At 62.2% G+C, this 25,763-nt stretch carries 28 protein-coding genes, 1 tRNA gene and 1 pseudogene; 17 read left to right on the top strand and 13 right to left on the bottom strand.

Annotated elements, in window-relative coordinates:
* Position 1 precedes the first annotated feature (1 nt).
* The 6 genes and pseudogenes from NH195_RS14680 to NH195_RS14650 all read left to right on the top strand — a co-directional run bounded on the left by NH195_RS14680 (position 2) and on the right by NH195_RS14650 (position 5,222).
* Positions 2–1,222 (top strand): 3-hydroxybenzoate 6-monooxygenase, encoded by a 1,221-nt coding sequence (locus tag NH195_RS14680; RefSeq protein ID WP_066708450.1) that lies wholly within the window; start codon positions 2–4, stop codon positions 1,220–1,222.
* A gap of 25 nt (positions 1,223–1,247) precedes the next feature.
* Positions 1,248–1,946 (top strand): fumarylacetoacetate hydrolase family protein, encoded by a 699-nt coding sequence (locus tag NH195_RS14675; RefSeq protein WP_066708447.1) that lies wholly within the window; start codon positions 1,248–1,250, stop codon positions 1,944–1,946.
* A gap of 13 nt (positions 1,947–1,959) precedes the next feature.
* The gene (gene maiA / locus NH195_RS14670; protein WP_066708446.1) at positions 1,960–2,607 is read left to right on the top strand and encodes a maleylacetoacetate isomerase; all 648 of its coding nucleotides are present in this window, start codon (positions 1,960–1,962) and stop codon (positions 2,605–2,607) included.
* 29 nt (positions 2,608–2,636) lie between these two features.
* The gene (locus tag NH195_RS14665; RefSeq protein WP_066708444.1) at positions 2,637–3,740 is read left to right on the top strand and encodes a cupin domain-containing protein; all 1,104 of its coding nucleotides are present in this window, start codon (positions 2,637–2,639) and stop codon (positions 3,738–3,740) included.
* Positions 3,740–4,291 (top strand): maleylpyruvate isomerase N-terminal domain-containing protein, encoded by a 552-nt coding sequence (locus tag NH195_RS14660; protein WP_066708441.1) that lies wholly within the window; start codon positions 3,740–3,742, stop codon positions 4,289–4,291. Before NH195_RS14665 ends, NH195_RS14660 begins: the two co-directional genes overlap by 1 nt.
* A gap of 491 nt (positions 4,292–4,782) precedes the next feature.
* A pseudogene (locus tag NH195_RS14650) lies at positions 4,783–5,222 on the top strand (c-type cytochrome).
* A 50-nt stretch (positions 5,223–5,272) separates the two neighbouring features.
* Here the strand turns inward: NH195_RS14650 and NH195_RS14645 are convergent.
* Positions 5,273–6,421 carry a cytochrome-c peroxidase gene (locus tag NH195_RS14645; protein ID WP_202906511.1) on the bottom strand — a complete coding sequence of 383 codons (1,149 nt, stop codon included), beginning with the start codon at positions 6,419–6,421 and terminating at the stop codon, positions 5,273–5,275.
* A gap of 194 nt (positions 6,422–6,615) precedes the next feature.
* Here NH195_RS14645 and NH195_RS14640 point away from each other — a divergent pair.
* A tRNA-Gly gene (locus tag NH195_RS14640) sits at positions 6,616–6,689 on the top strand.
* 137 nt (positions 6,690–6,826) lie between these two features.
* On the opposite strand, the gene NH195_RS14635 is transcribed toward NH195_RS14640, so the two are convergent.
* The 7 genes from NH195_RS14635 to NH195_RS14605 form a co-directional block, all read right to left on the bottom strand.
* Positions 6,827–7,033: a YgaP family membrane protein gene (locus tag NH195_RS14635; protein ID WP_066708435.1), complete on the bottom strand. Its 207-nt coding sequence runs from the start codon at positions 7,031–7,033 to the stop codon at positions 6,827–6,829.
* A gap of 81 nt (positions 7,034–7,114) precedes the next feature.
* Complete coding sequence (locus NH195_RS14630) at positions 7,115–7,531, bottom strand: PaaI family thioesterase (protein WP_238379770.1); 417 nt, start codon at positions 7,529–7,531, stop codon at positions 7,115–7,117.
* Entirely contained in the window at positions 7,528–8,205 is a 678-nt protein-coding gene (locus NH195_RS14625; RefSeq protein ID WP_066708432.1) for an SOS response-associated peptidase, read from the bottom strand. Before NH195_RS14625 ends, NH195_RS14630 begins: the two co-directional genes overlap by 4 nt.
* 91 nt (positions 8,206–8,296) lie before the next feature.
* Positions 8,297–8,602, bottom strand: a complete 306-nt coding sequence (locus NH195_RS14620; RefSeq protein ID WP_066708429.1) for a DnaJ family domain-containing protein — start codon at positions 8,600–8,602, stop codon at positions 8,297–8,299.
* Positions 8,603–9,064, bottom strand: a complete 462-nt coding sequence (locus tag NH195_RS14615; protein WP_066708426.1) for a GFA family protein — start codon at positions 9,062–9,064, stop codon at positions 8,603–8,605. It lies immediately after the preceding gene.
* Between the two features lie 82 nt (positions 9,065–9,146).
* Positions 9,147–10,709, bottom strand: a complete 1,563-nt coding sequence (locus NH195_RS14610) for a bifunctional metallophosphatase/5'-nucleotidase (RefSeq protein WP_066708424.1) — start codon at positions 10,707–10,709, stop codon at positions 9,147–9,149.
* Positions 10,710–10,969: 260 nt separating this feature from the next.
* The gene (locus NH195_RS14605; protein ID WP_238379769.1) at positions 10,970–11,584 is read right to left on the bottom strand and encodes a TetR/AcrR family transcriptional regulator; all 615 of its coding nucleotides are present in this window, start codon (positions 11,582–11,584) and stop codon (positions 10,970–10,972) included.
* Positions 11,585–11,662: 78 nt separating this feature from the next.
* Here NH195_RS14605 and NH195_RS14600 point away from each other — a divergent pair, with 78 nt between their 5' ends.
* The 3 genes from NH195_RS14600 to NH195_RS14590 all read left to right on the top strand — a co-directional run bounded on the left by NH195_RS14600 (position 11,663) and on the right by NH195_RS14590 (position 13,420).
* Positions 11,663–11,899 (top strand): putative antibiotic biosynthesis monooxygenase, encoded by a 237-nt coding sequence (locus NH195_RS14600; protein ID WP_238379768.1) that lies wholly within the window; start codon positions 11,663–11,665, stop codon positions 11,897–11,899.
* A gap of 87 nt (positions 11,900–11,986) precedes the next feature.
* Entirely contained in the window at positions 11,987–12,346 is a 360-nt protein-coding gene (locus tag NH195_RS14595; RefSeq protein ID WP_066708421.1) for a DUF952 domain-containing protein, read from the top strand.
* Positions 12,347–13,420, top strand: coding sequence for a quinone-dependent dihydroorotate dehydrogenase (locus NH195_RS14590; protein ID WP_066708419.1), 1,074 nt, complete (start codon positions 12,347–12,349; stop codon positions 13,418–13,420).
* 15 nt (positions 13,421–13,435) lie between these two features.
* Here NH195_RS14590 and NH195_RS14585 read toward each other — a convergent pair whose 3' ends face one another.
* The 3 genes from NH195_RS14585 to NH195_RS14575 are packed head-to-tail and all read right to left on the bottom strand — an operon-like array spanning position 13,436 to position 15,677.
* A complete protein-coding gene (locus NH195_RS14585; RefSeq protein ID WP_066708417.1) occupies positions 13,436–14,752 on the bottom strand; it encodes an MATE family efflux transporter in 1,317 nt (438 codons plus the stop codon).
* Entirely contained in the window at positions 14,749–15,252 is a 504-nt protein-coding gene (locus NH195_RS14580; RefSeq protein WP_066708415.1) for a PaaI family thioesterase, read from the bottom strand. Before NH195_RS14580 ends, NH195_RS14585 begins: the two co-directional genes overlap by 4 nt.
* A complete protein-coding gene (locus tag NH195_RS14575; RefSeq protein WP_066708402.1) occupies positions 15,249–15,677 on the bottom strand; it encodes a PaaI family thioesterase in 429 nt (142 codons plus the stop codon). The genes NH195_RS14580 and NH195_RS14575 overlap by 4 nt, the downstream gene beginning before the upstream one ends.
* A gap of 256 nt (positions 15,678–15,933) precedes the next feature.
* On the opposite strand from NH195_RS14575, the gene NH195_RS14570 reads away from it, so the two are divergent.
* From NH195_RS14570 to NH195_RS14545, 6 genes are all read left to right on the top strand, one after another.
* A complete protein-coding gene (locus NH195_RS14570) occupies positions 15,934–16,299 on the top strand; it encodes a MerR family transcriptional regulator (RefSeq protein ID WP_066708395.1) in 366 nt (121 codons plus the stop codon).
* Between the two features lie 450 nt (positions 16,300–16,749).
* Positions 16,750–17,124: a MerR family transcriptional regulator gene (locus tag NH195_RS14565; RefSeq protein ID WP_081423960.1), complete on the top strand. Its 375-nt coding sequence runs from the start codon at positions 16,750–16,752 to the stop codon at positions 17,122–17,124.
* Positions 17,125–17,161: 37 nt separating this feature from the next.
* Positions 17,162–18,934 (top strand): acyl-CoA dehydrogenase C-terminal domain-containing protein, encoded by a 1,773-nt coding sequence (locus NH195_RS14560; protein ID WP_066708380.1) that lies wholly within the window; start codon positions 17,162–17,164, stop codon positions 18,932–18,934.
* A 93-nt stretch (positions 18,935–19,027) separates the two neighbouring features.
* Positions 19,028–19,240 (top strand): hypothetical protein, encoded by a 213-nt coding sequence (locus NH195_RS14555; RefSeq protein WP_066708376.1) that lies wholly within the window; start codon positions 19,028–19,030, stop codon positions 19,238–19,240.
* 42 nt (positions 19,241–19,282) lie between these two features.
* A complete protein-coding gene (locus NH195_RS14550; RefSeq protein WP_066708374.1) occupies positions 19,283–20,494 on the top strand; it encodes an acetyl-CoA C-acetyltransferase in 1,212 nt (403 codons plus the stop codon).
* Positions 20,495–20,509: 15 nt separating this feature from the next.
* Positions 20,510–22,717 (top strand): 3-hydroxyacyl-CoA dehydrogenase NAD-binding domain-containing protein, encoded by a 2,208-nt coding sequence (locus NH195_RS14545; protein WP_066708373.1) that lies wholly within the window; start codon positions 20,510–20,512, stop codon positions 22,715–22,717.
* 89 nt (positions 22,718–22,806) lie between these two features.
* On the opposite strand, the gene NH195_RS14540 is transcribed toward NH195_RS14545, so the two are convergent.
* Both NH195_RS14540 and NH195_RS14535 read right to left on the bottom strand, forming a co-directional pair.
* The gene (locus NH195_RS14540) at positions 22,807–23,520 is read right to left on the bottom strand and encodes a Hint domain-containing protein (RefSeq protein ID WP_066708371.1); all 714 of its coding nucleotides are present in this window, start codon (positions 23,518–23,520) and stop codon (positions 22,807–22,809) included.
* A gap of 388 nt (positions 23,521–23,908) precedes the next feature.
* Positions 23,909–24,556, bottom strand: a complete 648-nt coding sequence (locus NH195_RS14535; RefSeq protein ID WP_066708368.1) for a sulfotransferase family 2 domain-containing protein — start codon at positions 24,554–24,556, stop codon at positions 23,909–23,911.
* Between the two features lie 114 nt (positions 24,557–24,670).
* Between NH195_RS14535 and NH195_RS14530 the strand changes: the two genes are divergently transcribed.
* On the top strand, positions 24,671–25,696 hold the full coding sequence (locus NH195_RS14530; RefSeq protein WP_066708365.1) for a hypothetical protein: 1,026 nt from the start codon (positions 24,671–24,673) through the stop codon (positions 25,694–25,696).
* The last annotated feature ends 67 nt before the right edge of the window (positions 25,697–25,763 follow it).

Here is a 25,763-nt window from a genome sequence, read left to right as displayed (position 1 = left end):
CATGTCTGATCTTCCCATCATCATCGCAGGCGGCGGCATCGGCGGTCTGGCGGCGGCATGTGGCCTCGCACGCAAGGGCCATCGCTCCATCGTCGTCGAACAGGCCCCGGCGCTCGGCGAGATCGGCGCCGGCATCCAGATCGGCCCGAACGCCTTCCATTGCTTCGACTATCTGGGCATTGGCGACGAAGCCCGCGAGAAAGCGGTCTATATCGACAAGCTGCGCCTGATGGATGCGCAAACCGCAGAGGACATCACCTCTATTCCGCTGGACGAGCCGTTCCGCGAGCGCTTCAAAAACCCCTACGCCGTGGTGCACCGCGCCGATCTGCATGGCGTTCTCTTGAAATATTGCGAAGACAGCCCGCTCGTCGACATTCGCACCTCCCATGTTGTGGAAGGCTATGAGCAGGACGGCACCTCCGTCACGCTCAAGGTGAAAGACCGCGATCCGATCAAAGGCTCCTTCCTGATCGGCGCCGAAGGTCTGCGCTCCCCGATCCGTGGCCAGATGATCGGCGACGGCGAGCCGCGCATCTCCGGCCATACCACCTACCGCTCCGTCATCCCGACCGAGCAAATGCCCGAAGACCTGCGCTGGAACGCGGCCACCCTTTGGGCCGGTCCGAAATGTCACATCGTCCACTACCCGCTCAAGGGCTGGAAAGTGTTCAACCTTGTCGTGACCTACCACCGCGACGTCAAAGAGGCCATCGCAGGCCGTCCGGTGTCGAAAGAAGAGGTCGCCGCAGGCTTCGAGCACATCCACCCGAAAGCCCGTCAGGTCATCGAACATGGCTCCGACTGGAAACTTTGGGTGCTCTGTGACCGCGATCCGATTTCCAACTGGGTCGACAACCGCGTGGCGCTTCTGGGCGATGCCGCCCACCCGATGCTCCAGTACTTCGCGCAGGGTGCCTGTATGGCGATGGAAGACGCGGTCGCGCTGTCGCATTGCATCGAGCATTACGGCGACAATGTCGAACGCGCGCTGCAAATCTATCAGGAAATGCGCAAGGTCCGCACCGCCCGCGTCCAGATGAACTCGCGCCTCATCGGCGAATACATCTACCACCCGGACGACGCCAAAGCCGCCGTGCGCAACCACGTCATGTCGGGCATGACGCCGGACGAATGGTACGACCAACTTTCCTGGCTCTATGGCTCCACCGGCCTCGACGAGAGCACCGTCAACGCCGCGCTGAAAACCGCTGCTGAATAATCCAAGAAACGCAAAGGACAAACCTATGGCTTATGTCTTCCCCCCCTCTGAGCCGGCCACCGTGGCCGTGGATGGCACCGATGATCGTCTCCCGGTCCGCCGCATCTTCTGCGTCGGCCGCAACTACGCCGCCCACGCCCGCGAGATGGGCAAGGACCCGGATCGCGATCCGCCCTTCTTCTTCACCAAACCGGCCGATGCCGTGGTGGACACCGGCGAAGTGGTCACCTACCCGCCGGAGACCGAGAATTTCCACTACGAAGCCGAACTCGTGGCCGTGATTGGAAAAGGTGGCAAGAACATCTCCGAAGAGGACAGCCTCTCCCACGTCTGGGGTTACGCGGTTGGCAACGACCTGACCCGTCGCGACCTGCAGCTCAAAGCGCGCGAGCAAGGCCGTCCGTGGGACTGGGGCAAGGCGTTTGACCGCTCTGCTGTCATCGGTCCGGTGTTCCCGGTCGAGAAAGTCGGTCACCCGGACAAGGGCTCCATCAAGCTCACCGTCAATGGTGAAGTGAAACAGGACGCCGATCTGGCCGAACTCATCTGGTCGGTGCCGGAAATCATCTCGATCCTGTCGCATTCGATGACGCTCCAGCCGGGCGATCTGATCATGACCGGTACGCCTGCGGGCGTTGGCGCTCTCGTCGAGGGTGACACCTGCGTGGTCGAAATCGAAGGTCTCGGCAAAATCGAGACCCCGATCGGCAAACGCGAAGCCTGAGAGGCCTGATCCGATGACCTTGAAGTTGCACAACTTCTTCCGGTCCTCCACCTCAACGCGGCTCCGTGCCGCGTTGAACCTCAAGGGGCTGGACTATGACTATATTCCCTATGTGCTGCGCACCGGGGAAACGCGGACGCCGGAGTATCTGGCGAAGAACCCGCAGGGTCTGGTCCCCACCCTTGAGCGCGAGGACGGCAGCTACCTGACGCAATCTCTCGCCATCATGGAATGGCTGGAGGAGACTCACCCGGAGCCCGCGCTTTTGCCCGCCGATGCCGATGGCCGTGCCCGTGTCCGCGCGCTGTCTTACATGATCGCGCTGGAAATCCACCCGCTCAACAACCTGCGCGTTTTGTTCCGTTTGCGCGATCAGTTCGGTGCCGATGAAGAGGCGCAGAAGGAGTGGTTCACCCATTGGGTCACCATCACCTTCGACGCGCTGGAGGCCGAACTTTCCGCCTCGAAAGACACCGGGCTTTATTGCCACGGTGATACGCCGACCATGGCCGATTGCTGCCTCTATGCGCAGATCTGGAACAACAAACGCTTTGGCGTGCCGCTGGAAAACTGGCCGGTGATTTCGCGCATTTACGCCGAACTCGACAAGCTCCCGGCCTTCACGAAAGCCGCACCGCCCAATCAACCCGACGCCGCCTGAGGCGGCCCCTATCCCGGAGGAATTTCACGATGCTGACCGAAGATCGCAGCCACGACACCATCGAACATGGCATGCAGCCGGAGGATACCCCGGAACTGCGCGCCCTTTACAAAGGGTTCGAGGACGAAAGCCTGATCCCGCTCTGGACGCAACTCGGCGACCTGATGCCGATGACGCCCAAATCCAAGGCCGTGCCGCATGTCTGGCGTTGGGCCGATCTTCTGCCGCTGGCGGAAAAATCCGGCGAGCTGGTGCCGGTGGGCCGGGGCGGCGAGCGCCGCGCCATCGGTCTTGCGAACCCCGGTCTCGGCGGCCATGCCTATGTTTCGCCGACGCTCTGGGCCGCGATCCAGTATCTTTGCCCGGGCGAGAACGCGCCGGAGCACCGCCACTCGCAAAACGCCTTCCGCTTCGTCGTCGAAGGCGAAGGCGTCTGGACCGTCGTCAACGGCGATCCGGTGCGCATGTCGCGCGGGGATCTGTTGCTGACGCCGGGCTGGAACTTCCACGGCCACCACAACATCGCCAACGAGCCGATGGCGTGGATCGACGGCCTCGACATTCCGTTCTCGCAACAGATGGATGTCGGGTTCTTCGAGTTCGGTTCCGACCGTGTGACCGACAACGCCACCCCGGATTTCTCCCGTGGCGAGCGTCTTTGGTGCCATCCGGGCCTGCGCCCGCTGTCGCAGTTGCAGAACACCGTGTCTTCGCCGATCGGTGCCTATCGCTGGGAATTCACCGACCGCGCCCTGACCGAACAGCTTTTGCTGGAAGACGAGGGCCAGCCCGCCACCGTCGAGATGGGCCATGCCGCCATCCGCTACGTCAACCCGACCACCGGCGGCGATGTGATGCCGACGATCCGCTGCGAATTCCATCGCCTGCGGGCGGGCGTTGAAACCGCGACGCGCAACGAGGTCGGCTCCACCGTCTTCCAGGTGTTCGAAGGCAAAGGCGCGGTCGTGATGAACGGCGTGACGCACAAGCTGGAGAAAGGCGACATGTTCGTGGTGCCGAGCTGGGTGCCGTGGTCCTTGCAGGCCGAGACGCAGTTCGACCTGTTCCGCTTCTCGGACGCGCCGATCATGGAACGCCTCGGCTTCATGCGTCAGATGGTCGAGGGGCAGTAATGTCCCTCACCGAGACGGATCAGGCCGCCCGCGAGGCTTTGAAAGCGCGTCTGGGCAAGGGGGCGCGGTTCGACGCCCCCAATGCGCCCGCCGAGGACCTGTTGCTCGCCCGGCGCGGCACGGCCTATTTCGCGCGCAAGCTGATGGAGCTTTCCGACGAGGCGCTTTATGAGCCTGCCGCGATCTCCGGCCTGACCCGCGCCCATGTGGTGGTGCGGGTGAGCTATGAAGCCCGGTATCAGGCGCTGGCTCTGGAGGCTTTGGTCAAGGGCGAGGTGCTGGAACGGCCCGAGGAATTGCCGACGCTCGATCTGGCGGCAACGCTTCCGGCCCGTGCGCTCCGGCATCTGTTCCAGCATTCCGAAGTGCATCTCAACGTCTGCTTTCGCGATCTGACCGAGGTGCAATGGGATAGGGAGATGGTGCTGATCGACGGCAGCAAAACCACGCCACGCTCCCTGCCCCTGATGCGGGCGAAAGGCATCTGGCAAGGCGCAATGGACCTCGGCAATGGCGCGCGGCTCAAGGACATGCCCGAGCGCCTGCGCTAAGCCCTTCCCCGGCCCGAGACAGGGCCGGGTACACAAAAGCCGATTGACCGACAAGGCCCGTTTGCTCAGAGTGCCCCACATGACATCGGGGACATCATGCGTCGGGTTCTGATCCTTTTACTTCTGTGGTCCATGACCTTTCTCTCCGTTCCGGGGAGGGAGGCCGAGCAGGCAATGTCCCCGACACAGACGGTGGCCTCGGCCATGTCGCATGACCACACGGACTGCTGCCCTTGCCCGGGAATGAACACCGCCGGGGCTGCGGGCCATCTCTTCTGCGCCCATGCCGCCTGCCTGTTGTGCACGATCAGCGGCACAGAGCCGCCCTCCCTCTCTCGCAGCATCCATGCCGCAGGCTTTCCATCGCCGACGATTGCAGGGTTCCTGCCCTATGCACCCGTACTCGACCTTCCCCCTCCCCGTCCCGGTTCCGCTTTCGTCTGACCCTTTTCCCAAGGCGCAACCGCGCCAGAACCGATACGGAAACATCCATGAAGAAAATCATCCTGCCTGTGGCCGCCGCCGCAGTGCTGGCCACGGGCGCCTATCTCGGGTTCAAACCGTCCGCCGAACCGGCCCCCTCCGCCTCGTCCTCGCGCCCCGCCGCGGGTGCCCCGCTCGTCGCGGTGATCTTGCCAGACAGCCTTTCGACGAATGCACAGATCGGCAAACGCGCCTTCGATGCCACCTGCGCCGCCTGCCACGGTGTCAATGCGCAGGGGTCGAAGGCTCCGGCCCGCCGCTCGTCCATGTGATTTACGAGCCCTCACACCACGGTGACATGGCCTTTGTCATGGCCGCCCAGCGCGGGGTGCAGGCGCATCACTGGCGTTTTGGCGACATGCCGCCGCAAGAGGGGCTGACAGAGGGCGATCTGAAAGCGATTGTCGCCTATGTCCGGGAAATGCAACGGGCCAACGGTATCCAGTAAAGCAAGTGGCTTACCCGGGGGGCGGCGATGCCGTCGCGCCCCGGGCAGGCTCATTCCTCAAGCAAATGCTCGTAGCGCGCATCCGTCAGGGTCTTCATGAAGGCCACGAGCGCGTCGATCTCCCGATCCTCAAGCGCCGGACCGGTGGTCAGCTCTTCCATCGAGATATTCTCCGGCACCTCCGGCAGGCCAAAGCGTTCGCCGGTCTCCGGGTTGATCATCCGCGCCTCGGATTTGGTGTTGTAGGTGTTGTAGAACAGCACGACCGTGCGCAGGTCCTGAAACACGCCGTTGTGCATATAGGGGCCGGTCACCGCCACGTTGCGCAGCGTCGGCACCTTGATCTTGCCCTCAAGCCCCGTCGTGTCGGTCAGCATGCCGTTCTGCGCCAGACCGAGGTCCGGGTGCCCGCGCCCGACGCCGTTCATATCGCGCAGATCGCCATTCTCCGGCACGCCGATGTTGTGATATTCGTAATTGGTGAAGGTCTCGCCTTCCATCCCCGCGCGCGGAAGCAACTCATGGCAGAGGTTGCAATTGGTGAACTGCTGCGAGAAAAACAGCGTCTCGCCCAGCATCTCCTCGCGCGTCAGCTCCGCCTCGCCCCGCAGATAGCGGTCGTATTTGCTGTCGAAGGGCGAGAACAGATCGGTCTCCTCGAAAGCGGCAATCGCCTTGGTCATCGCCGCATAGGCTGCATCGCTGTCGGTGAAAATCTCGTCTCCGAAGAGATCCTTGAAGGCCACGACATAGGCCGGGTTCTCTTCCAGCCGCGCCACAACAGAAGCCGCATCGGGCATGCCCATCTCAATCGGATTAAGCGGCGGCCCACCGGCCTGATCGGCGAGCGTCGCGGCGCGCCCGTCATGGAACTGACCGCCACGATAGACGCCCTCGTCGAGCTTTTCGAACATCGGTGCAAAATGCGCATAGGTGGCGGTCGGGGCGTTACGATCACCCAGAGACACGCCATCATCCCCCGGCGAGGCCATACCGCGCGGATCGGCGAAGGCATGCTCCGGATCGTGACAGGTCGAACAGGATTGCGTGCGGTTCTGTGACAGGTTCTCGTCGAAGAACAGCGCCTCGCCCAGCCCTTCGAGCGTGGCGAGGTCTTCGGCCTTCCCCGCAACCGGCGAGCTCAGCAGGGCGCAGAGAATTGGCAGGGCGAGAGTTTGGAGCGAGCGTGTTTTTGTCATCGGCATAGGCAGCTTTCCAAAGCGCGTGAGGAGTCAGAACGGCTTTACCCGAGCTTTTCAATCGGGAATTTGACCGAAGTCAAGCCCCACGCCAAAATCGTGATCCCGCCACACCATCCGGCTCGGGCCCTTTCATGGCTGTCTTGAGCACTTGACGCTCCATTTTCCTTCGCCTAAACACAGGGCTCAACTGCGCGGGCGTTGTGTAGTGGTAAGACCTTAGCCTTCCAAGCTAATGACGCGGGTTCGATTCCCGCCGCCCGCTCCAAATCCCCCCCATATTCAAACGCCTTTGACCTGATGCCGCATCTTTCTGCGCGAATCTGCGGCTTTCTGATGGCACAAAGACTCAAAACAAAACGGGGCCCCGAAGGACCCCGCTTTTCAGGTCTTTTCCACCCGAGATCACTTCTCGAAGGCACAGCCTGCCGGAAGGCCGAGTTTGGCCATGATCTTGGCCGCCGGGCACCAGCCGGTGAAGGAGGATTGCAGCAGATTGGCACCGATGAAAACGGTGAACCAGACGAAATAGGGGCTGACGAACTGGGTCAGCGCGACGCTGATCAGAACCATGACGCCGGCAAAGCGGAACATAGCGCGGTCGATGGACATTGGGTTTCTCCGTGAATGGGATGTCAGATTTGCGACAGATGTAGCAAATCTCGCGATTAAATTCAAGATTATGAATGTGGCTCACACACCCGAACGGACCCGAAAAGTGCCCTGCCCGGTGGCGATCACTTCGCCGGTCTCGTCGACGATGATGCCCTCGGTGAAAAACGTCTTGGCGCCGCCGCCGATGCGCTTGCCGGAGGCGATCAGCCGTGTGCCTTTCGGGCGCGACAGGTAATTGATGCTCATGTTGAGAGTCATGGTCATCTTTTTCACCTCCGGATCACCTGTGAACGCCCCGGCATAGCCCATCGCCGTATCGAGCATCATGGCGTAATAGCCGCCATGGGGAATGCCGTGACGGTTCTTGTGGATGTCTTGCAGCTCGATCTCCATCCGCGCCACATCCGGCCCCCAATGGGTCATCTCCATGCCGATGTGCTGCGCGGCAAGCGACAGCGCCTCCCAACTGGCCGGATTGTCCATGTCATAGCTCATGCGTCGATCTCCTCGATCAGGTCTGGACCACTGGCCCGGTTGGAATTCACCGCCTTACCGACGCGGTGGAATCGCAAGGTCTCGTCCGGTGCGGGCTGCATCAGGCGCGCCGCCCCGTGCCCCTCTTCGCCCAGCCATTTGCCCCAGTGCTCCGGTGGCAAGATGACCGGAATACGGTGATGAATCTCCGCCATGCGACCCGTGGCCTCCGTCGTCACCATGGCGCAGGTGGACAGCCGCTCGCCATTCTGTTCCCAGTCCTGCCAGATGCCGGCAAAAACCATCGGCCCCTCCCCCGCAGGTTGGATATACCACGGCAGTTTTTCACCGCCCTCAGGCCGGAACCACTCATAGAATCCGTCTGCCGGGATCAGGCAACGGCGCTGACGGCAGGCCTCGCGAAAGGCGGGTTTCTCGGCGAGAGTTTCGGCGCGGGCGTTGATTAGCAGCGGCCCGTCCGAGGGCGATTTATACCAACGCGGGATGAAGCCCCAGCGCATTGGCACGAGGCGGCGCTGCCCCGTAGCCTCATCGCTCTCGCGGTAGACCACATGGATCTGCGTTGTCGGGCAGATGTTGTAATTCGGAAGCGGCGGCAAGTCATTCGCTGGCGAGGCTTCGAAAAGCTGCGCCAAAGCGTCACTTGTCATGGAAAGGGCAAACCGTCCGCACATGGGGGCAATTTAGCGGCTCCTGCGGCGAGGGCCAGAGCAGATCGTGGAGGGTTTGAATATTTGAGCCATCATCGCCCGCAAGCCGCGCGCCTCAGCGATGCGCCTTGCGGGCGATGCCGATCTTCGCGTCCATCATCGACATTTCCTTCATGATCTCGCTGCGCCGCGTCCGGTCGGAGGTCTCGCGCAGCTCTTCGCGGAGTTTTTCCAGCTCCCGCGACAGCGACACAAACTCCGGCACGCCACCGTTCTCTTTGATCAACCGGTTCAACAGCGCGTTTTCCGGGTCGTCCTCACGCGGCAAAGGTTTGCCCGCCCCCGGAAGGTTGTCGAAAACGCCGTCGCGCTCGGCCTCGGCGATTTTCTGGTTGATCAGGTCGATCAGAGGATGATCCATCTACGCCTCTCTTGCCGCCTTGAACCGGGCAAGGCTGGCCTCCGACCAGACCTCTTTCGGTTTGTAGAAGGCTTCGAATACCGGCGCGCCCTCGGGCAATACGACCCACGGCAGTTTCGTCGAGGTGAAGATATGCACATCCGGCACGATCTCGGCGCGCTCATCCAGCGTGCCGCAACGCACGAAGGCGAATGCCTCCCCCGACCCCGCGTAATGCGACCAGAGCGCGACCTTGCAAGATGGACAGCGCGCCACGCTCTGGCCATGGCCGGAGTTCGAGGGTGTGGCGATCATCTCGGGAGTGCCTCTGGTGAGCCGGATTTCAGCCGTCTCGACATAGGCGTTGAGCGCGAAGGCCGATCCGGTTTCGCGCTGACACCATGTGCAATGACAGCAATGCACGATCATCGGCCGGGCCGTCATTTCAAATTCGACCTCTCCGCATGTACAGCGCCCGTGCATACCCGTTTCCTCCCCTGCCAGCCCAAATGAAAAAGCCCCCGCATGATCGCGAGGGCTTTTCTGTTTGTCTAGCGCGAACCGTTTATTTCACGGTGATGCGGCCGTCCGTGTAGGGCGTGTAGGGCGCATGTTCGATCATGTACTCGGCCAGAACGTCGGCGAGATCGGGACCGAAGTCATAGGCGTTCTCAGCGCTCAGGAACATTTTGTAGCCGTCGCCGCCGTTGCGGACGTAGTTGTTCGTCACCGCGCCATAGACCTTGTCCATCTCGATCGGCGCGCCGCCGACCATCACGTCGGAAATGCGCGAACCAACCTCGGCAGAGGGATCGACGGTATAGGACATGCCCGCCACCTGCGGGAAACGACCTGCGCCATCGGCCATCTCGGAGACACCGTTTTCAAGCGCCTCGACGATGGTCGCGCCGGTCACCTGGAAGGTGGAGAGCGTGTTCTGGAACGGCAGAACCGTGAGCACATCGCCCATGGTCACCTGACCGCCCTGAATGGAGGCGCGCAGACCGCCGCCGTTCTGGAGGGCAATCTCGACACCTTGGTCTTTCACACGGTCGAGCATGGCGTCGGCCACGAGGTTACCCATGGCGCATTCGACCGCACGGCAGGTCTCGCGCGAACCGTCGATGTCGGCGGCGGCCTCGGCCACAACCTTGGCTTTCAGCTCGTTGATCGGACCGGCCAGCTCGGAGATGCGCGCCTTGATATCGGCATCTTCGGAGACAGAGGCGTCGAGCAGGATCGGCTCGCCGGTGGCGGAGATCAGCGTGCCTTCGTCGTCGAAGGTCAGCACGAGGTGACCGAGGTATTTCGAATAGGCATAGGCGGAGACGACCGGAACCTCGCCGACCATGGTCGGATAGGCCATCGCGCCTTCGATCTCGTTGGAGAACAGCGTGTGGGAGTGACCGCCGACCACGGCGTCGATGCCCGCGACCTCACCGGCAAGCTCCAGATCCTTGTTCACACCGACGTGGGTCAGTGCGATGATCTTGGTCACACCTTCGGCCTCAAGCTCAGCCACATCGGCGGCAAGGCTGTCGGCTTCATCCTGGAAGATCACGTTCGGGCCGGGGCTGGCGGTTTCCGGCGTATCGACGGCCAGCGCGGAGATGATGCCGATTTTCTCGCCGCCAACTTCCAGCACGACATAGTTTTTCACTTTGCCATTCAGCAGGTTGGACTGGGACACATCGAGGTTGCCCGAGATCACCGGGAAATTCGCATGCTCGATCAGTTTGAGCGTGCCTTCCGGGCCATCGTCGAATTCGTGGTTGCCCAGCGCCATCACGTCATAGCCGATCTTGTCCATCATCTCGGCTTCGACATCGCCCTTGTAGGTCGTGTACATCAGCGAGCCCTGATACTGATCGCCTGCGTCGAGCAGGAGAACATTCTCACCGTCCAGTTCCGCACGCATCTCGGCGACTTTCGTGGCCAGACGGGCATAGCCGCCAAAGCACTCACCGGCCGCGTTGTCCTCTTCGGCGCAGGTGTTGTCGTATTTCGTGATCGGCTCGATCCGGCTGTGCAGATCGTTGGTGTGCAGGATGTGCAGCGTGTATTCGGCATGCGCAGCACCGGCCATAAGAGCCATCGCGGCGGTGGTGGTGAGAACTTTTTTGAGCATATCTTGCCCCCTGTTAAACTAGATGACTTCCAACCTGACCGGTCTTGACCATCGAGTCAAAGCCCGAAATCGCAAAAAGGCCTACATCCGCAAGATCACGGATCGGTAACGCTGAAATGACAGGCAGATTAAAGCGGTTCGGCTTCGTCGATTTCACCCCGCGCGCCCCGCTTCGTCAAAACGTCAGGCCAATCCCTTGATGTTGCAGCGCTTCTCAAAGGGAACGACCTCAGCGAGGGCCACATATTGTAGCGCAACATCTATCGGTTTCCGACCATCCACCCGTCCAGCACCTCATGCGCAAGCCGCTCGGGATCGCTGTCGAGGCGCCCGGTGATCAGCCGCATCCAGGCCGCAGCCATGATCGTCTCCGCCAAAGCCTCAGCCTGTGCCCCTTCGATCAGTTCGCCGCGCGCCTGAGACCGGTCGACCACCTCGGCCAGCGCCACGAGACGCTCCTTGCGGTAGCGCTCCAGCGCCTCGGCCACATCCGCATCCGATTGCGCCTCGGCGATGATCAGCGCGAAGACCTGCCCTTCCGCGGTCCGCCAGAAATCGAAGACATAGCGGTAGAAAGCAGCCATCGTCGCGATCAGCGTCCCCTTGTCCTCATGCACATGCTCGCCCTTGGCGCGCTCGTAGACCGCCACCAAAAGTGCACCGCGCGAGGGCCACCATTTGTACAGCGTCGCCTTGCCGGCGCGGGCACGTTTGGCCACCGCCTCCATGCTCAGCCCCTTCACGCCCTTGTCGCGCAGAATCTCCTGCGCCGCGCCCAGAATCGCCTCCTCCGTCGCCGGGTTGCGTTTTGCCCCGATCGAGCGCCTTTGCGGCTTTGCACATGACCCTGTGAGATCTTCCACCTGATCGGCCACCCGATTCCTCCTTTACACATCTGAACGCATCGTTCATATAAGCATAACGAAACGCACCGTTCTCTTTGGAGTTAGCACATGTCCATGTCCACCGCCATGCCCTCCGCCCCGAAACGCCCGAATCGTATCCGGTTCAGCTTTTTCGTCTTCCTCGGCGTCTACCCCCTGGTCACCGCCCTGATTTACGGCCTCGCGCCGCTCACCTCGGAGTGGCAGATCTGGCAACGCAACCTCGTCATGGTCCCGATGATCGTGCTCTCCATGGTTTTCGTCATCATTCCGCGCATTCACCGCCATTGCCACCGCTGGCTGTAAGCCCGCGATTTACGCAAACCCGGTGCAATCCGGGCGCGGACACAAAGTCTCATTGACCGGGACGCGCGGCACTGGCATCTGAGAGCCATGCTGATTTACAAAATCTTTCGCGCCCCCGAATGGGCCATACTGCAAACCAACGGCGAGACCCTCGGCGCCCCTGTCGATCTCGCCGATGGCTACGTTCATTTCTCCACCGGCGTGCAGGTCAGAGAGACCGCCGCCAAATGGTTCGCGGGAGAGGACAACCTGCATCTTCTCGCCGTCGAGAGCGACACGCTCGGGCCCCATCTGAAATGGGAGCCCTCGCGCGGCGGGGCGCTGTTCCCGCATCTCTATCGCGCCCTGACCCTTGAGGACCTCCTCTGGGTCAAACCGCTGCCGCTGGCACCCGAAGGCGCGGCCGAGGCTGCCACCGACAGCCATCTCTTTCCGGAGGACCTCTGAATGTCGCTCTTCGAACAGCTCGGCATGGTCATGCTGCGCAGCCTCGATCCGGAGAAATCGCATCACTTCGCGCTCTCGGCCCTGCGCGCGGGGCTTGCGCCCCTGCCCGGTCCTGTCACCTCGCCGCGTCTCAAGACCAAATTCGCCGGAATGGAGATGCCCAACCCGATCGGTCTGGCCGCAGGCTTCGACAAGAATGCCGAGGCGATCCCGCAATTGTCCCGCGCGGGCTTCGGCTTTATCGAACTGGGTGCGGTGACGCCGCGCCCGCAGCCGGGCAATCCGAAACCGCGCCTGTTTCGCCTCACCGAAGATCAGGCGGTGATCAACCGCTTCGGCTTCAACAACGACGGCATGGAGGAGATCACCAACCGTCTCGCCCGCTGCCGCCACTCCCATCACCGCACAGACATCCCGGTCGGGCTCAACCTCGGCGCCAACAAGGACAGCGAGGATCGCGCCGGTGATTTCGCCAAGGTTCTGGCGCGTTGCGGCAATTTCATCGACTTTGCGACCGTCAACGTGTCGAGCCCCAACACCGAACGCCTGCGTGATCTGCAAGGCCCCGAAGCGCTCGAAGCGCTGCTGGCGGGGGTGATGGATGCCCGCAAGGGGCTCGATCACAACGTGCCGATCCTGTTGAAAATCGCCCCCGATCTCGACAATTCAGAACTGATGGAAATCGCCGAAGTAGCGCGCAAGGCGGCCCTCGACGGGGTCATCGCCACCAATACGACGCTTTCGCGCGAAGGTTTGAAATCTGCACATAAGAACGAGGCAGGCGGGCTTTCCGGGAAACCTTTGTTCGAAAAGTCCACGCGCGTGCTGGCGCAGCTCTCGCGTCATATGGGTACGGACGTGCCTTTGATCGGCGTGGGCGGCGTCGGATCGGCACTTGATGCCTACACGAAAATTCGCGCGGGAGCCTCTTTGGTGCAGGTCTATTCCGCGATGGTCTATCACGGCCTGTCGCTGGCCCCGCGCATCGCCCGCGGGCTGGACGAATTGCTTGAGAAAGACGGCTACGACAGTGTTCTGGAGGCCGTCGGCACCGGGCGCGACGCCTGGCTGTAGAATTCTGGTCCGGCGTCAGAGCGCCGCGCGTTCCAGCGCCGGGTATTTCCAGAACAGCGTCGCCCCGCGCGCCACGTAGCTGACCATCAGCGCGGCCCAAAGCCCGTGATTGCCCATCAGCGGGATCAGCGCCGCCACCGCCAGAAGGTAGATCCCCAGCGACAGCGCCGCCATGTTGCGCATGTCCCGCGTCCGTGTCGCGCCGATGAAAATCCCGTCGAGCATCCACGAGCCAAGCCCCACCACCGGCACGGCCACCATCCACGGCAGATACACCCGCGCCTCGGCGCGCACATCGGGCGCTGTGGTCATCACGTCGATGATCATACCGCCGAAAATCGCAAACACCGCACTGAGCATCACCGCCGCCAGCAGCCCCCAGAAGGACGCCAGCAATGCCCCCCGTCGCAGCGCATAGGCGGAGCGCGCGCCCAGCGCCTGCCCGACGATGGCCTCTGCGGCAAAGGCAAACCCGTCGAGCGCATAGGCGGTGATCGAGACGAATTGCATCAGAATGTTGTTGCTCGCCAGCGTCACCGTGTCGAAGCCTGCCGAGAGGAAGGTGAAGCTGACCATGATGGTCAGCAAAAGCACGGAGCGGATCAGAATATCGGTGTTAACCTTCGCCATATGGATCAGGCGCGCGCGGTCGAACACCCGTGGCCAGTCGCGCCACGCAGGCACGGCAAAGGCGTCACGGCACAGCCACAGGCCCATGAGCGCGCCGCTGATCTCGGCGGCAAAGGTCGCATAGGCCACACCGCGCACGCCCCAGCCCAGCCCCAATACGAACCAGAGATCGAGCGCGATATTCACCCCGTTCATCCAGAGTTGCAGCGCCAAAACGCCGCGCGTGCGCTCCTGCGCGATGAGCCAGCCGGTCAGGCCATAAACCGCGATGGCAAAGGGCGCCGACCAGATGCGGATCGAGATATAAGAACGGGCGAGCGCCTCCACCTCCGGGGTCGCGGGCGAAAGCCGAAACGACAGCCAGAGGATCGGCAGTTGAAAAACGATCAGCGCCAGCCCGCCCGCAAAGGCGATCATCAGAGCGCGGGTCAGAAGCGCCGCCACCTCGCCCGGTTGGCCAGCCCCCCGCGCCTGAGACACCAACCCCGTCGTGCCCATGCGCAGAAAGCCGAAAATCCAATAGATCGAGGCCAGGATGATTGCCCCGAGACCGACCGCGCCGATGGGGGCCGCCTCCCCCATCTGCCCCACGACGCCGGTGTCGACCGCGCCGAGGATCGGCACGGTGGCATTCGAGAGCACGATGGGAATGGCGATCTTAAGAACCCGGCGGTGGCTCAGGTCCGGCGGAGCGGCACTCATGCCACGGGGTCGGGTCTTGTGTCGGGCATCAGGAAATGTCCCATCGCCTGCACCGTCGGACGCGCCCGGTTGTCCTGCCAGGCTTCGACCCGGACGGAGGCGTAGCGCCGTCCCGCGCGGGTGATCTCGGCGCGGGCATAGGCATCGCGCGGCAGGCCGGAACGCAGGTAATCCACCGTCAGGTCGATGGTTTTCGGAAATTTCGGCAGGATCTCACCCGCGTCCCCCGCTTCGATCCGCGGCCAGACCATGGACCAGCTCAGCGAAATCAGCGCGGTGACTTCGAGAAAGGCGGCCAACGCCCCGCCATGCAGCGCGGGCAGCGTCGGGTTGCCGATCAGGTCGGGGCGGAACGGCATGATCCCGGTCAGCTCATCGCCGCGGCGTTCGAATTCGAACCCCATGAAGGAGACATAGGGCACGCGCGCCACCAGCTCCGCGAGGGCGGCATCCCGGCGTTCCTTGACGACCTGAATCGGCTCGGGTTTCGAACGGCTCATGATGCGCCCCTTTCCACGGTGAAGGCGCCGGTGGCCGCCGCGACCGGCACGTCGCTGGCTCCGTCGGTCGCGGAAACCCGTACAAAAGCCACGGCACGGGTGACATGGTAACAGATGGCATGGGCGGTGATCGTCGCCCCCGGTTTCGCCGCCCGCATGTAGTCGATACGCAAATCGAGCGTCGCGGTGGAGATCCCTGCCCTGGGGTGGCTCATCACGGCAGCTCCGGCACAGGTGTCCATCAACGCCGAAATCGCCCCGCCATGGATCACGCCGGTTTCCGGATCGCCGATCAGCTTTTCCGCATAGGGCATGAGAATCTCCGCCTGCCCGTCGCCGATCTGTTCGAGCGACATGCCGAGCGCTGCGCAATGTGGCAGATGCTCGATGAACTGGCGGGCCATTTGAGTGCGTGCGTCATCCATGACGAAAATTGTGACCTTTTGGACAAGTTGGCCCCCATAATGTGAGATGATCGCAGCGCCGCAAGGGCAAATTGCCCCGATTTCCGACAATTCCCGCGTGACGTAACAGCACCCCGCGCACATGCCGCCGCCCCTCCCCGCCGCGACGGGCCTTGATCCCCTGCCATGCGGTTTACTATGCTGACCGTACCGTCCCGAATTGAGTTGCGGAACTGAACTCATCTGTTTAGATGCAACGTGAGGAGAGAGAGAAGCCATGTCTGACCGACGTCTCACGTTCAAAGAAATGTGCGCGCAGTTCGATGTGACACCGCGCACGTTACGTTATTACGAATATATCGAATTGCTGGCCCCCGAGAAGGAGGGCCGCTCCCGCTATTACACCCCGCGCGAAGTGGCGCGGATGACACTGATTTTGCGCGGGAGAAAATACGGGTTCTCCCTTGAAGAAATCCGTCAGTGGCTGTTGATCTACGAAGAAAAGGGCACACAGGCCCAGGCGCAGGCCTTTGTCGAACTGGCCGACCGTCAGCTTGTCGCGCTCGAAGAGCAAAAACGCGAGCTGGAAAAGGCGATCGGCGAGTTGAAGGAACTGCGCGCCGAGACGATGAAAGACGCGTAGACCGTGCACCTGCCCTGATGCGGCGCACCGGAACAGTGACCTGAACGCGACGCGGCGTTCTTTCGCCGCCGCCGGGAAACACGCCCCGGGGAGCAGGGGGCGTTCGCTTTCACCCCATGGGATGAAAACGCTTATTTTTACAAAAAATCCAAAGCGCTTTTAATGCAATTTTTAAGGGAAAACAGGCAAAAACTTGCAGTGCATACCAAACCGTTTGCATTGCCGATAACGAATGCGTAATTTTAGCGTAACGCTCAGCGGGCTGCGGATTTGGGAGCCATCCGAAATGACGCCACGTTTCGAATGAAGCGGCATCGCAAATGCGATTAGGGTGGGGCCGAAGGCTGACCTTCGCGCCTCTGACGGGGAGCCGTTCCATGCAATTGAGCACGGGACATGCCACCCAAGCGACGAGAACCGGAGAAGGCCGACGTGACGACCAAAGAGGTGATGACCATTCGCGAAATGTGCGATGCGTTCGACGTGACGCCCCGCACGCTGCGCTTTTATGAAGCCAAGGAATTGCTGTTCCCGATCCGGGAGGGTCAGAAACGGCTGTTCACCAAGCGGGACCGGGCGCGTTTGACGCTGATCCTGCGCGGAAAGAAATTCGGCTTTTCCCTTGAGGAGATCCGGCAGTTGCTCGATCTCTACAAGGAAGAGGACGAAGGCGAGGCGCAGATGCGTGAGACGCTTGTGGCGTATCACGAGAAGCTCGCGGGGATGGAAGCGCAGAAACAGGCGCTGATCGCGGTGATGACCGATCTGGAAGATGAAATTGCGTTTGTCGAAGGACAGATCGCAGGATTGAAACGCGCGGAGTGAGGCAACGCTCCCGCGCGCCATGCAAGGGAGAGACGCCATGCCGAGCTACACGGCTCCGACGAAAGACATTCAATATGTTCTGCACGATGTGCTGAACATTTCCGGCTCCGACATTCCGGGCTATTCCGATCTTGAGCCCGAGTTCACCGAGGCCATTCTCGATGCCGCCGGCCAGCTCGCCTCCGAAGTGATCGCACCGCTGAACGTGGTGGGCGACAAGGAAGGCTGCACCTTCGAGAACGGCGTGATCACCACGCCGACCGGGTTCAAAGAGGCCTTCGAGCAGGTGAAAGAGGGTGGCTGGCCGGGGCTCGATCTGCCCGAAGAGTTCGGCGGTCAGGGTCTTCCCTATCTGATGAGCACCGCCGTGGGCGAGATGTTCTCCGCCGCCAACCAGGCCTTTACAATGTATCAGGGCCTGACCCATGGTGCAGCCTCGGCGATCCTTGTGCATGGCACGGATCAGCAAAAGGCGACCTACCTGCCGAAGATGACCTCCTGCGAATGGACCGGCACGATGAACCTGACGGAACCGCATTGCGGCACCGATCTGGGCCTCATGCGCACCAAGGCCGAGCCGCAGGCGGATGGCTCCTACAAGATCTCTGGCCAGAAGATTTTCATCTCGGCGGGCGATCACGACATGTCCTCGAACGTCATCCACCTCGTGCTGGCGAAAATCACCGGCGGCCCCGAGGGGATCAAGGGCGTGTCCCTGTTCATCGTGCCGAAATACATCGTCGATGAGGATGGCAATCCGGGCGCGAAAAATGGCGTGTCGGTCGGCTCCATCGAGGAGAAAATGGGCATCCACGGCAACTCGACCTGTGTGATGAACTATGACGAGGCGACCGGCTATCTCTTGGGCGATATGCACAAAGGCATGCGCGCCATGTTCACCATGATGAACGAAGCCCGTCTCGGTGTCGGCATGCAGGGCCTCGCCCAAGCCGAAGCCGCCTATCAGAACGCCGTGATCTACGCCAAGGACCGTCTGCAAGGCCGCGCGGTCACCGGCGTCGCGAACCCGGACGGCCCGGCCGATCCGCTGATCGTGCATCCCGACATTCGCCGCAACCTGATGGATCAAAAGAGCTTCATCGAGGGCGCCCGCGCCTTCATGCTCTGGGGCGCGCAGCTCATCGACCAGGCGCATCGTTCCAAGGACAAGGACGCCGATGGCCTCATCTCTCTGATGACCCCGGTGCTCAAAGGCTTCCTGACCGATAAGGGTTATGAGGCGACGGTCAATGCGCAGCAGGTCTACGGCGGCCATGGTTACATCGAAGAATGGGGCATGTCGCAATTTACGCGCGACGCCCGGATCGCCATGATTTATGAAGGTGCGAACGGCGTTCAGGCGCTCGATCTCGTCGGCCGCAAACTGGCGACCGATGGCGGCAAACACGTCATGGCCTTCTTCGAGATGGTGAAGAGTTTCTGCAAAGAGAATGGCGAAGGCGATATGGCCGAATTCGTCGATCCGCTGAAAGCCGCCTCGAAAGACCTTCAGGGCGCCGGCATGTTCTTCATGCAAAACGGCATGAAAAACCCGAACGCGGCGCTGTCTGGCTCGTATGATTTCATGCATCTCTTCGGCTATGTCTGCCTCGGGCTGATGTGGGCGCGGATGGCGAAAGTGTCGCTGGCGGCTCTGGAAAACGGCACGGACGACCCGGAGTTCCACCAGAACAAACTGACCACCGCGCGCTATTACATGGCCCGCCAACTGCCGATGACCGGCACGCTTTTGAAACGCATCGAATCCGGTGCCGATCCGGTGATGACTCTCCCCGCCGAGGCGTTCTAAACTCTGCGCAACCCGAAACTGAGGCCCTCGCCCATCCCGGCGGGGGCCTTTCCATTTCAAGCGTCCGAAAAGACGAAATGACGGAGCGTAATCATGCCGAAGCGGTTCAGAATGACGCGGCGTTTTCCTGTTTCCATGACCGAAGACGGGTATCGTCGCCTCAGGCAGTTCGCGAGGGAGGCGGGCTTGGACGAGGGAGAGGCTTTGTCTTTCCTGTTCGAGAATTTCTCCTCCGTCACGGATGAAGAAAAGCTGACGCACCGCCTGCGCCTGTTCAATTCCGAACTGGCCCGGCGCAAACGCTGACGATCGAGACTGGCCTGTAGGCCGGACCCTGAGGAGGACTGAATGACTGAAGCCTATATTTACGACGCCCTGCGCAGCCCGCGCGGCAAGGGGCGCAAAGACGGAAGCCTGCACGAGGTGACCTCGGCCGCGCTTTCCGCGCAGATGCTGAACGCCGTGAAAGAGCGCAACGGCCTTGAGGGCCATGCCGTCGAGGATGTGATCTGGGGCAACGTGACCCAGGTCGGCGAACAGGGTGGCTGCCTTGCGCGCACCGCCGTTCTCGCTTCCGATCTCGATCAGAGCATTCCGGGTCTGGCGATCAACCGTTTCTGCGCCTCGGGCATGGAAGCCGTCAACATCGCCGCCAATCAGGTCAAGGGCGGCGCGGGCATGGCCTATATCGCCGGCGGCGTCGAGATGATGGGCCGGGTCGCCATGGGCTCCGACGGGGCAGCGATTGCCGTGGACCCGTCCTTGGCGATGAAAACCTATTTCGTGCCGCAGGGCATCTCGGCGGACATCATCGCCACCGAATACGGGTTTTCCCGCGAAGAGGCCGATGCGCTGTCTGTCGAGAGCCAAAACCGCGCCGAAGCCGCGTGGAAGGACAACCGCTTCGCGAAATCCATTGTGCCGGTCAAGGACATCAACGGGCTGACCATCCTCGACCATGACGAATACATGCGTCCGGGCACGACCGTCGAGACGCTCGGCGCGCTCAAAGCTTCCTTCAAGGACATGGGCGAGGTGATGCCGGGCTTCGACAAGATCGCGCTGATGAAATATCCGCATCTTGAGAAAATCAACCACATCCACCACGCCGGGAACTCGTCTGGCATCGTCGATGGCTCCGCCGCCGTGCTGATCGGCAACAAGGAATTCGGTGAGAAATACGGGCTGAAACCCCGCGCCCGCATCCGCGCGACCGCCAAGATCGGCACCGATCCGACCATCATGCTCACCGGCCCCGTGCCCGTGACCGAGAAAATCCTCAAGGACAGCGGCATGTCGATCAATGACATCGACCTGTTCGAGGTGAACGAGGCCTTTGCCGCCGTCGTGCTGCGCTTCATGCAGGCGTTCAACGTCGACAGTTCCAAGGTCAACGTCAATGGCGGCTCCATCGCCATGGGGCACCCGCTGGGCGCGACCGGCGCGATCATCATCGGCACGCTTCTGGACGAATTGGAACGCACCGGCAAAGGCACCGGCCTCGCCACGCTCTGCATCGCATCCGGCATGGGTGCGGCCACGATCATCGAGCGCGTGTAAGGGGAGGAACAGCATATGACCGATTTTCATTATTCCGTCGACGCGGACGGCGTCGCGATCATCACCTGGGACATCCCCAACAAGTCCATGAACGTGCTCTCGATGGAGGGCATCGCCGAGCTGGATCAATGCATCGACAAGGCGCTTGGCGACGACGCCGTGAAAGGCATCGTCGTGACCTCCGGCAAGGACACGTTCGCGGGCGGCATGGATCTCAACATCATCGCCAAGATGAAGGACGCCGCCGGCGACGATCCGGCCAAAGGTCTCTTTGACGGGCTGATGAGCATGCACGCGATCCTGCGCAAACTGGAACGCGCGGGCATGGACCCGAAGACCAACAAGGGTGGCAAGCCCGTCGCCGCAGCCCTGCCCGGCACGGCGCTTGGCATCGGACTCGAATTGCCTTTGTCCTGTCACCGCATCTTTGCCGCCAACAATCCCAAGGCCAAGATTGGCCTGCCGGAGATCAAGGTCGGCATTTTCCCCGGCATGGGCGGCACCACGCGCGTCTCGCGCATGGTCGGCGCGATGGCGGCGGCGCCGATCCTTCTCGAAGGCAAGATGCTCGACCCGATGAAAGCCAAAGGTGCGGGGATCATCCACGAGGTGGTGGAACCCGGTGAGCTTTTGGCGAAAGCCAAAGAGTGGGTTTTGAGCGCGAAAGACGCCGACATCGTCAAACCATGGGACGCCAAGGGCTGGAAAATGCCCGGCGGCGCGCCTTATCACCCCGCCGGTTTCATGACCTTCGTCGGCGCCTCCGCCATGGTCAACGGCAACACCCAGGGCGTCTATCCGGCGGCGAAAGCCTTGCTCTCCGCCGTCTACGAAGGCGCAATGGTGCCGTTCGACACCGCGCTCAAGATCGAAGCCCGTTGGTTCACCCATGTGCTGATGAACCCGTCTTCCTCCGCGATGATCCGCTCCTTGTTCATCAACAAGGAAGCCTTGGAAAAGGGTGCGAACCGTCCCGACGTGGCCGATCAGACCGTCAAAAAAGTCGGCGTTCTGGGCGCGGGCATGATGGGCGCGGGCATTGCCTATGTCTCGGCGAATGCGGGCATTGAGGTCGTGCTGATCGACATGAAGCAAGAGGCTGCGGACAAGGGCAAAGCCTATTCCGAGAGCCTCCTCGACAAGGGGATCAGCCGCAAGAAAGTGACGCCGGAGAAGAAAGAGCAAGTGCTCTCCCGCATCACCGCGACAACCGATCTCGACGCTCTGAAAGGATGTGATCTGATCGTCGAGGCCGTGTTCGAAGACATCGGCGTCAAGGCGGAGATGACCAAGAAGGTCGAGGCCATCGTTGGCGAGGACTGCATCTTTGCCTCCAACACCTCGACCCTGCCGATCACCGAGCTGGCCAAAGCCTCCGTGCGCCCGGAGCAGTTCATCGGCATCCACTTCTTCTCCCCCGTCGACAAGATGCTCCTCGTCGAGATCATCAAGGGCAAAGGAACCGGCGACGTTGCCGTGGCGAAAGCGCTCGACTATGTGCGCCAGATCCGCAAGACGCCCATCGTCGTGAATGACGCGCGCTTCTTCTACGCCAACCGCTGCATCATTCCCTACATCAACGAGGGTGTGCGCATGGCGGCCGAGGGTGTGGATCTGCCGCTGATCGAGAATGCCGCCAAGCTTTTGGGCTTCCCGCTCGGGCCGCTTCAGCTCATCGACGAGACCTCGATTGATCTCGGTGTGAAGATCGCGAAAGCCACCAAAGCCGCCATGGGCGACGCCTACCCGGACGAGGCCGTGGATGAGGTGGTGTTCTGGATGTACGATCAGGGCCGTCTCGGCAAAAAAGCCAATGCGGGCTTCTACGACTACGACGAGAAAGGCAAACGCGGCTATCTCTGGGAGGGCTTCAACAAAGAGTTCCCCGTGGCCGATGCCCAGCCCGATCTGGATGAGGTGCAACACCGTCTGATGATGGCGCAGGTCCTGGAGGCCGTCCGCGCGCTCGAAGAGGGTGTGTTGGAAGACATCCGCGAGGGTGACGTCGGCGCGATCCTCGGCTGGGGCTTTGCGCCCTGGTCCGGCGGGCCGTTCTCCTGGCTCGACATCATCGGTGCCGGTAAAGCGGTCGAGATTTGCGACAATCTCACCGCCACCCACGGGCCGCGCTTCGAGACGCCGAAACTCCTGCGTGAGATGGCGGCCTCCGGCGAGACCTTCTATGGCCGCTTCGGCGCGGGTGTGGACAGCAAAGCCGCCTGATCGGCGCCAACAGTACGATAGAGCCCTTCCCTTCGGGGGAGGGCTTTTTCATGACTTCTCGTCTTTCGCGTGCTCCCCTCGGGCGGATTTCAGATCGCGCGCTCGGATTTCTCCTCGCGGCGTTGCGGCTGCATCCGCATCCACTGAGCGTCCTGCGCATCCTCGTCCAAAAGCGCATCGACAAACACCCGCGCCTCGGTCAGCGACAGCACCTCATAGCCCGGCACAAACCGGTCCTCCATCAGATCGGCGATGCTCATCACCTCTTCCGCCGGGCAATGAAACAGCGCGCCGATATTGGCGAACACCACCTGCTCCGTCGCGAAATGCAACACGATGACCAGCACCGCCTGATGCGGACGGGCGCGTTCGATGCCCTTGTAGCCCTCAAGCGCCAGCGCCGGGATCAAGGTAAACGGATCGCCGAACATCGCCTCGCCCGTGTCGCTCTCGACCATCACCGGCTGTTCCGGCAAAAGCAGCATCTCGGCGCGATTGCCCAATGCGCCCGGCGGAACGACAAGCGGCCAGTGCTGCATCGGCACCGATCCGTGACCGAGATAGGCCCAGCTGCGGGAAATCGTCCCGACCGCCTGCATACCCTCGTCGAAGGTCAGGACCTTGTCGCCTTCCTTGATCTCCGCCACATCGCGCCATCCCCTGGCCGTGGCGATCTGGGTTCCGGCGATGAGACCGCTGGTGAGAACCGGCTGCATCCCCTGCAGAGCGCCATCCCAGGCCCCCGTCCGACCGGAGGCCTCGCGGAGCGGTTCCCTGCGCAACATCTGACCCAGTTTCATCATCGCTTCATCCCCATGAACGAGAGCCTGTGACCGAAGTTTTTTGCGGGTGGCAGCCCGTCGTTTCCTCACACGCCCTCTTTGCAGGTTCAGAAAATCGCCCGGCTGCGGTCAGAGTTCGGCCCGAATGGGACGGAAATACGGCACAATTTCGACACAGGCGGTAATTGAACCGATTTCATTCAATTGTTCGCGAATTTGGTAACAGTCTTTTAAGAAATTTTTCCCGCGTCTGCGGATTAACCAATTTTTCAAGGACCCGCGGCCACGCCGCTCCCGATGTCCCTCTGGAATCACGCGTCGATTCGAGCCCTCCCGCCAAAGCCCAAGCCCCATCCCACAGGTTTCATTAACCAATTTGCCGCAATCGCGACACAGTCCCGCCGTCAACTCAGTCGAAGCGATAGTCAAATCGGGCAATGTCCGGGGCCGCAATGCGCGCCACCGCCTCCGCATCCGCATCCGTGTAGAAAGACCGCACATCGCGACTGCGCTCCGACGCGTTCACCCGCCCAATCGGCGACAGATCGAACCCCAAATGATCCCAGAGCGGTGCAAGATCCTCGTCCAGCGCCTCAAGCCGTACATAATGGCTGGCCCGCTCCACGCCCGCCCCGTCGCACATGTAGCTGCTGTAAGGCGCAGACAGGCTGCGCAGGGTTTCGGGCGCGTTCAGAAAGCCGGTGAAACTCTCCGCCCTGGCCAGCCGTACCGCCGGATGATCCCAGCCCTGCGCCCGCAGCCAGTGATAATAGGACACGATCCGGTCCCACGGATTACGCACCAGCGTAAAGATGAAATAGCCGCCAAACGCGTCGCGCGGCACCAGCCCCTCGATGTCGGAGAGCCGGGAATGCTTCCAAAGCCGCCCCGCCGCCTCCATCTGCTTGATCCGCCCGCGCCGCTTCACCGCTTTCGGCGTATCCCCGATCAGGATGTCATCCGCCATCGCCCGCGCCTCGAGCGCCTGCGTCAAAGCCGTGCCCCCGGTCTTGGGGATATGCACGAAAATATAGTGGCGTCCGGGCGAAATGATCATGTTCCGACCCTAACCGAACCCGGGATCGCCGCCCAGAGGGATTGTCCTGAGAGATTGTCGCCCCGGATGATCCCCGCTAGAGTACCGTCAAACAATGGAAAGAGCAGCCCGCGCATGATCGCGCTCACAGAATTCGAACGTCTCGAGGCCCCCGGCCTCTGGCTTCCCGACGGGGAAAGCCAGCGCCGCCCCGTGATCGTCTCCGTGGGCGAGGCGACTCTCACGCTGTCGGAATCCCGTACCGACGGGCGCGCCCTGACCCATTGGTCGCTGCCCGCGATCGAACGCATCACGCCCGAAGGCGAAAGCCCCGTACGCTACCGCCCCGCGCCCGACAGCGCCGAGGAGTTGGAGATCGAGGACGAGCTGATGAACGAGGCCATCGCCCGCATCCGCCGCGCCATCGACCGTGCCCGCCCCCATCCAGGACGGCTGCGCGGCGGGTTGATCGGCCTCGCGGTCGCGGCCCTTCTCGGGCTTGGCCTGTTCTGGCTGCCCGGCGCGCTGATCCGTCAGGCGGTGACCATCGTCCCGACCGTGACCCGCGCCGAAATCGGCCAGGAACTGCTCGACCGCATCCGCCGCCTCTCCGGCGCACCCTGCGACACGGTGCATGGGGCGCGGGCCCTCAACAAGCTGAAAACACGGCTCATTCCCGGCGGCGGCGGCCAGATTGTCGTGCTCACCAGCGGCGTTGCGATCTCCCAGCACCTGCCCGGCGGCATCGTGCTCCTGAACCGGGCCGTGGTCGAGGATCACGAGGATCCGGATGTGGTCGCGGGCTATGTTCTGGCCGAGATTGAGCGCGCCCGCGAGGAAGACCCGCTCGAAAGGCTGTTGCGCGAGGCCGGGCTGATGACCTCTCTGCGGCTGCTGACCACCGGGCATATTCCGCCCGAAGTGCTCGACGCCCATGCCGAAAGCCTTCTGACCGCGCCGCTGGCCGGACCGGACCGCGACAAGCTGATCACCGCCTTCGCAGAGGCTCAGGTCCACAGCGCACCCTATGCCTATGCGCTCGACATCACCGGCGAAACCGTGCTGTCGCTGATCGAGGCCGACGGGGTCAGGATCGAGACCACGCGGCCCGTTCTCTCAGATGGCGACTGGGTAGCGCTTCAGGGCGTCTGCGGCGGCTGATCTTTCCGAGACGCTGATCTTTCCGAGACACAGCACCCCACAAAAGAAATCCCCCGCCAGATGCGGG

The sequence above is a fragment of the Celeribacter ethanolicus genome (genome assembly GCF_001550095.1).
Lineage (GTDB): Bacteria > Pseudomonadota > Alphaproteobacteria > Rhodobacterales > Rhodobacteraceae > Celeribacter > Celeribacter ethanolicus.
Note: the sequence above shows the minus strand (reverse complement) of the source record. Positions and strands in the feature narration are given on the sequence as shown.

Excerpts from the sequence above, each read along its gene's own strand:
- NH195_RS14680 (WP_066708450.1), top strand. The coding sequence starts at position 2 with ATGTCTGATCTTCCCATCATCATCGCAGGCGGCGGCATCGGCGGTCTG.
- NH195_RS14675 (WP_066708447.1), top strand. The coding sequence starts at position 1,248 with ATGGCTTATGTCTTCCCCCCCTCTGAGCCGGCCACCGTGGCCGTGGAT.
- maiA (WP_066708446.1), top strand. The coding sequence starts at position 1,960 with ATGACCTTGAAGTTGCACAACTTCTTCCGGTCCTCCACCTCAACGCGG.
- NH195_RS14665 (WP_066708444.1), top strand. The coding sequence starts at position 2,637 with ATGCTGACCGAAGATCGCAGCCACGACACCATCGAACATGGCATGCAG.
- NH195_RS14660 (WP_066708441.1), top strand. The coding sequence starts at position 3,740 with ATGTCCCTCACCGAGACGGATCAGGCCGCCCGCGAGGCTTTGAAAGCG.
- NH195_RS14645 (WP_202906511.1), bottom strand. The coding sequence starts at position 6,421 with ATGACAAAAACACGCTCGCTCCAAACTCTCGCCCTGCCAATTCTCTGC.
- NH195_RS14635 (WP_066708435.1), bottom strand. The coding sequence starts at position 7,033 with ATGTCCATCGACCGCGCTATGTTCCGCTTTGCCGGCGTCATGGTTCTG.
- NH195_RS14630 (WP_238379770.1), bottom strand. The coding sequence starts at position 7,531 with ATGAGCTATGACATGGACAATCCGGCCAGTTGGGAGGCGCTGTCGCTT.
- NH195_RS14625 (WP_066708432.1), bottom strand. The coding sequence starts at position 8,205 with ATGTGCGGACGGTTTGCCCTTTCCATGACAAGTGACGCTTTGGCGCAG.
- NH195_RS14620 (WP_066708429.1), bottom strand. The coding sequence starts at position 8,602 with ATGGATCATCCTCTGATCGACCTGATCAACCAGAAAATCGCCGAGGCC.
- NH195_RS14615 (WP_066708426.1), bottom strand. The coding sequence starts at position 9,064 with ATGCACGGGCGCTGTACATGCGGAGAGGTCGAATTTGAAATGACGGCC.
- NH195_RS14610 (WP_066708424.1), bottom strand. The coding sequence starts at position 10,709 with ATGCTCAAAAAAGTTCTCACCACCACCGCCGCGATGGCTCTTATGGCC.
- NH195_RS14600 (WP_238379768.1), top strand. The coding sequence starts at position 11,663 with ATGTCCATGTCCACCGCCATGCCCTCCGCCCCGAAACGCCCGAATCGT.
- NH195_RS14595 (WP_066708421.1), top strand. The coding sequence starts at position 11,987 with ATGCTGATTTACAAAATCTTTCGCGCCCCCGAATGGGCCATACTGCAA.
- NH195_RS14590 (WP_066708419.1), top strand. The coding sequence starts at position 12,347 with ATGTCGCTCTTCGAACAGCTCGGCATGGTCATGCTGCGCAGCCTCGAT.
- NH195_RS14585 (WP_066708417.1), bottom strand. The coding sequence starts at position 14,752 with ATGAGTGCCGCTCCGCCGGACCTGAGCCACCGCCGGGTTCTTAAGATC.
- NH195_RS14580 (WP_066708415.1), bottom strand. The coding sequence starts at position 15,252 with ATGAGCCGTTCGAAACCCGAGCCGATTCAGGTCGTCAAGGAACGCCGG.
- NH195_RS14575 (WP_066708402.1), bottom strand. The coding sequence starts at position 15,677 with ATGGATGACGCACGCACTCAAATGGCCCGCCAGTTCATCGAGCATCTG.
- NH195_RS14570 (WP_066708395.1), top strand. The coding sequence starts at position 15,934 with ATGTCTGACCGACGTCTCACGTTCAAAGAAATGTGCGCGCAGTTCGAT.
- NH195_RS14565 (WP_081423960.1), top strand. The coding sequence starts at position 16,750 with ATGACCATTCGCGAAATGTGCGATGCGTTCGACGTGACGCCCCGCACG.
- NH195_RS14560 (WP_066708380.1), top strand. The coding sequence starts at position 17,162 with ATGCCGAGCTACACGGCTCCGACGAAAGACATTCAATATGTTCTGCAC.
- NH195_RS14555 (WP_066708376.1), top strand. The coding sequence starts at position 19,028 with ATGCCGAAGCGGTTCAGAATGACGCGGCGTTTTCCTGTTTCCATGACC.
- NH195_RS14550 (WP_066708374.1), top strand. The coding sequence starts at position 19,283 with ATGACTGAAGCCTATATTTACGACGCCCTGCGCAGCCCGCGCGGCAAG.
- NH195_RS14545 (WP_066708373.1), top strand. The coding sequence starts at position 20,510 with ATGACCGATTTTCATTATTCCGTCGACGCGGACGGCGTCGCGATCATC.
- NH195_RS14540 (WP_066708371.1), bottom strand. The coding sequence starts at position 23,520 with ATGATGAAACTGGGTCAGATGTTGCGCAGGGAACCGCTCCGCGAGGCC.
- NH195_RS14535 (WP_066708368.1), bottom strand. The coding sequence starts at position 24,556 with ATGATCATTTCGCCCGGACGCCACTATATTTTCGTGCATATCCCCAAG.
- NH195_RS14530 (WP_066708365.1), top strand. The coding sequence starts at position 24,671 with ATGATCGCGCTCACAGAATTCGAACGTCTCGAGGCCCCCGGCCTCTGG.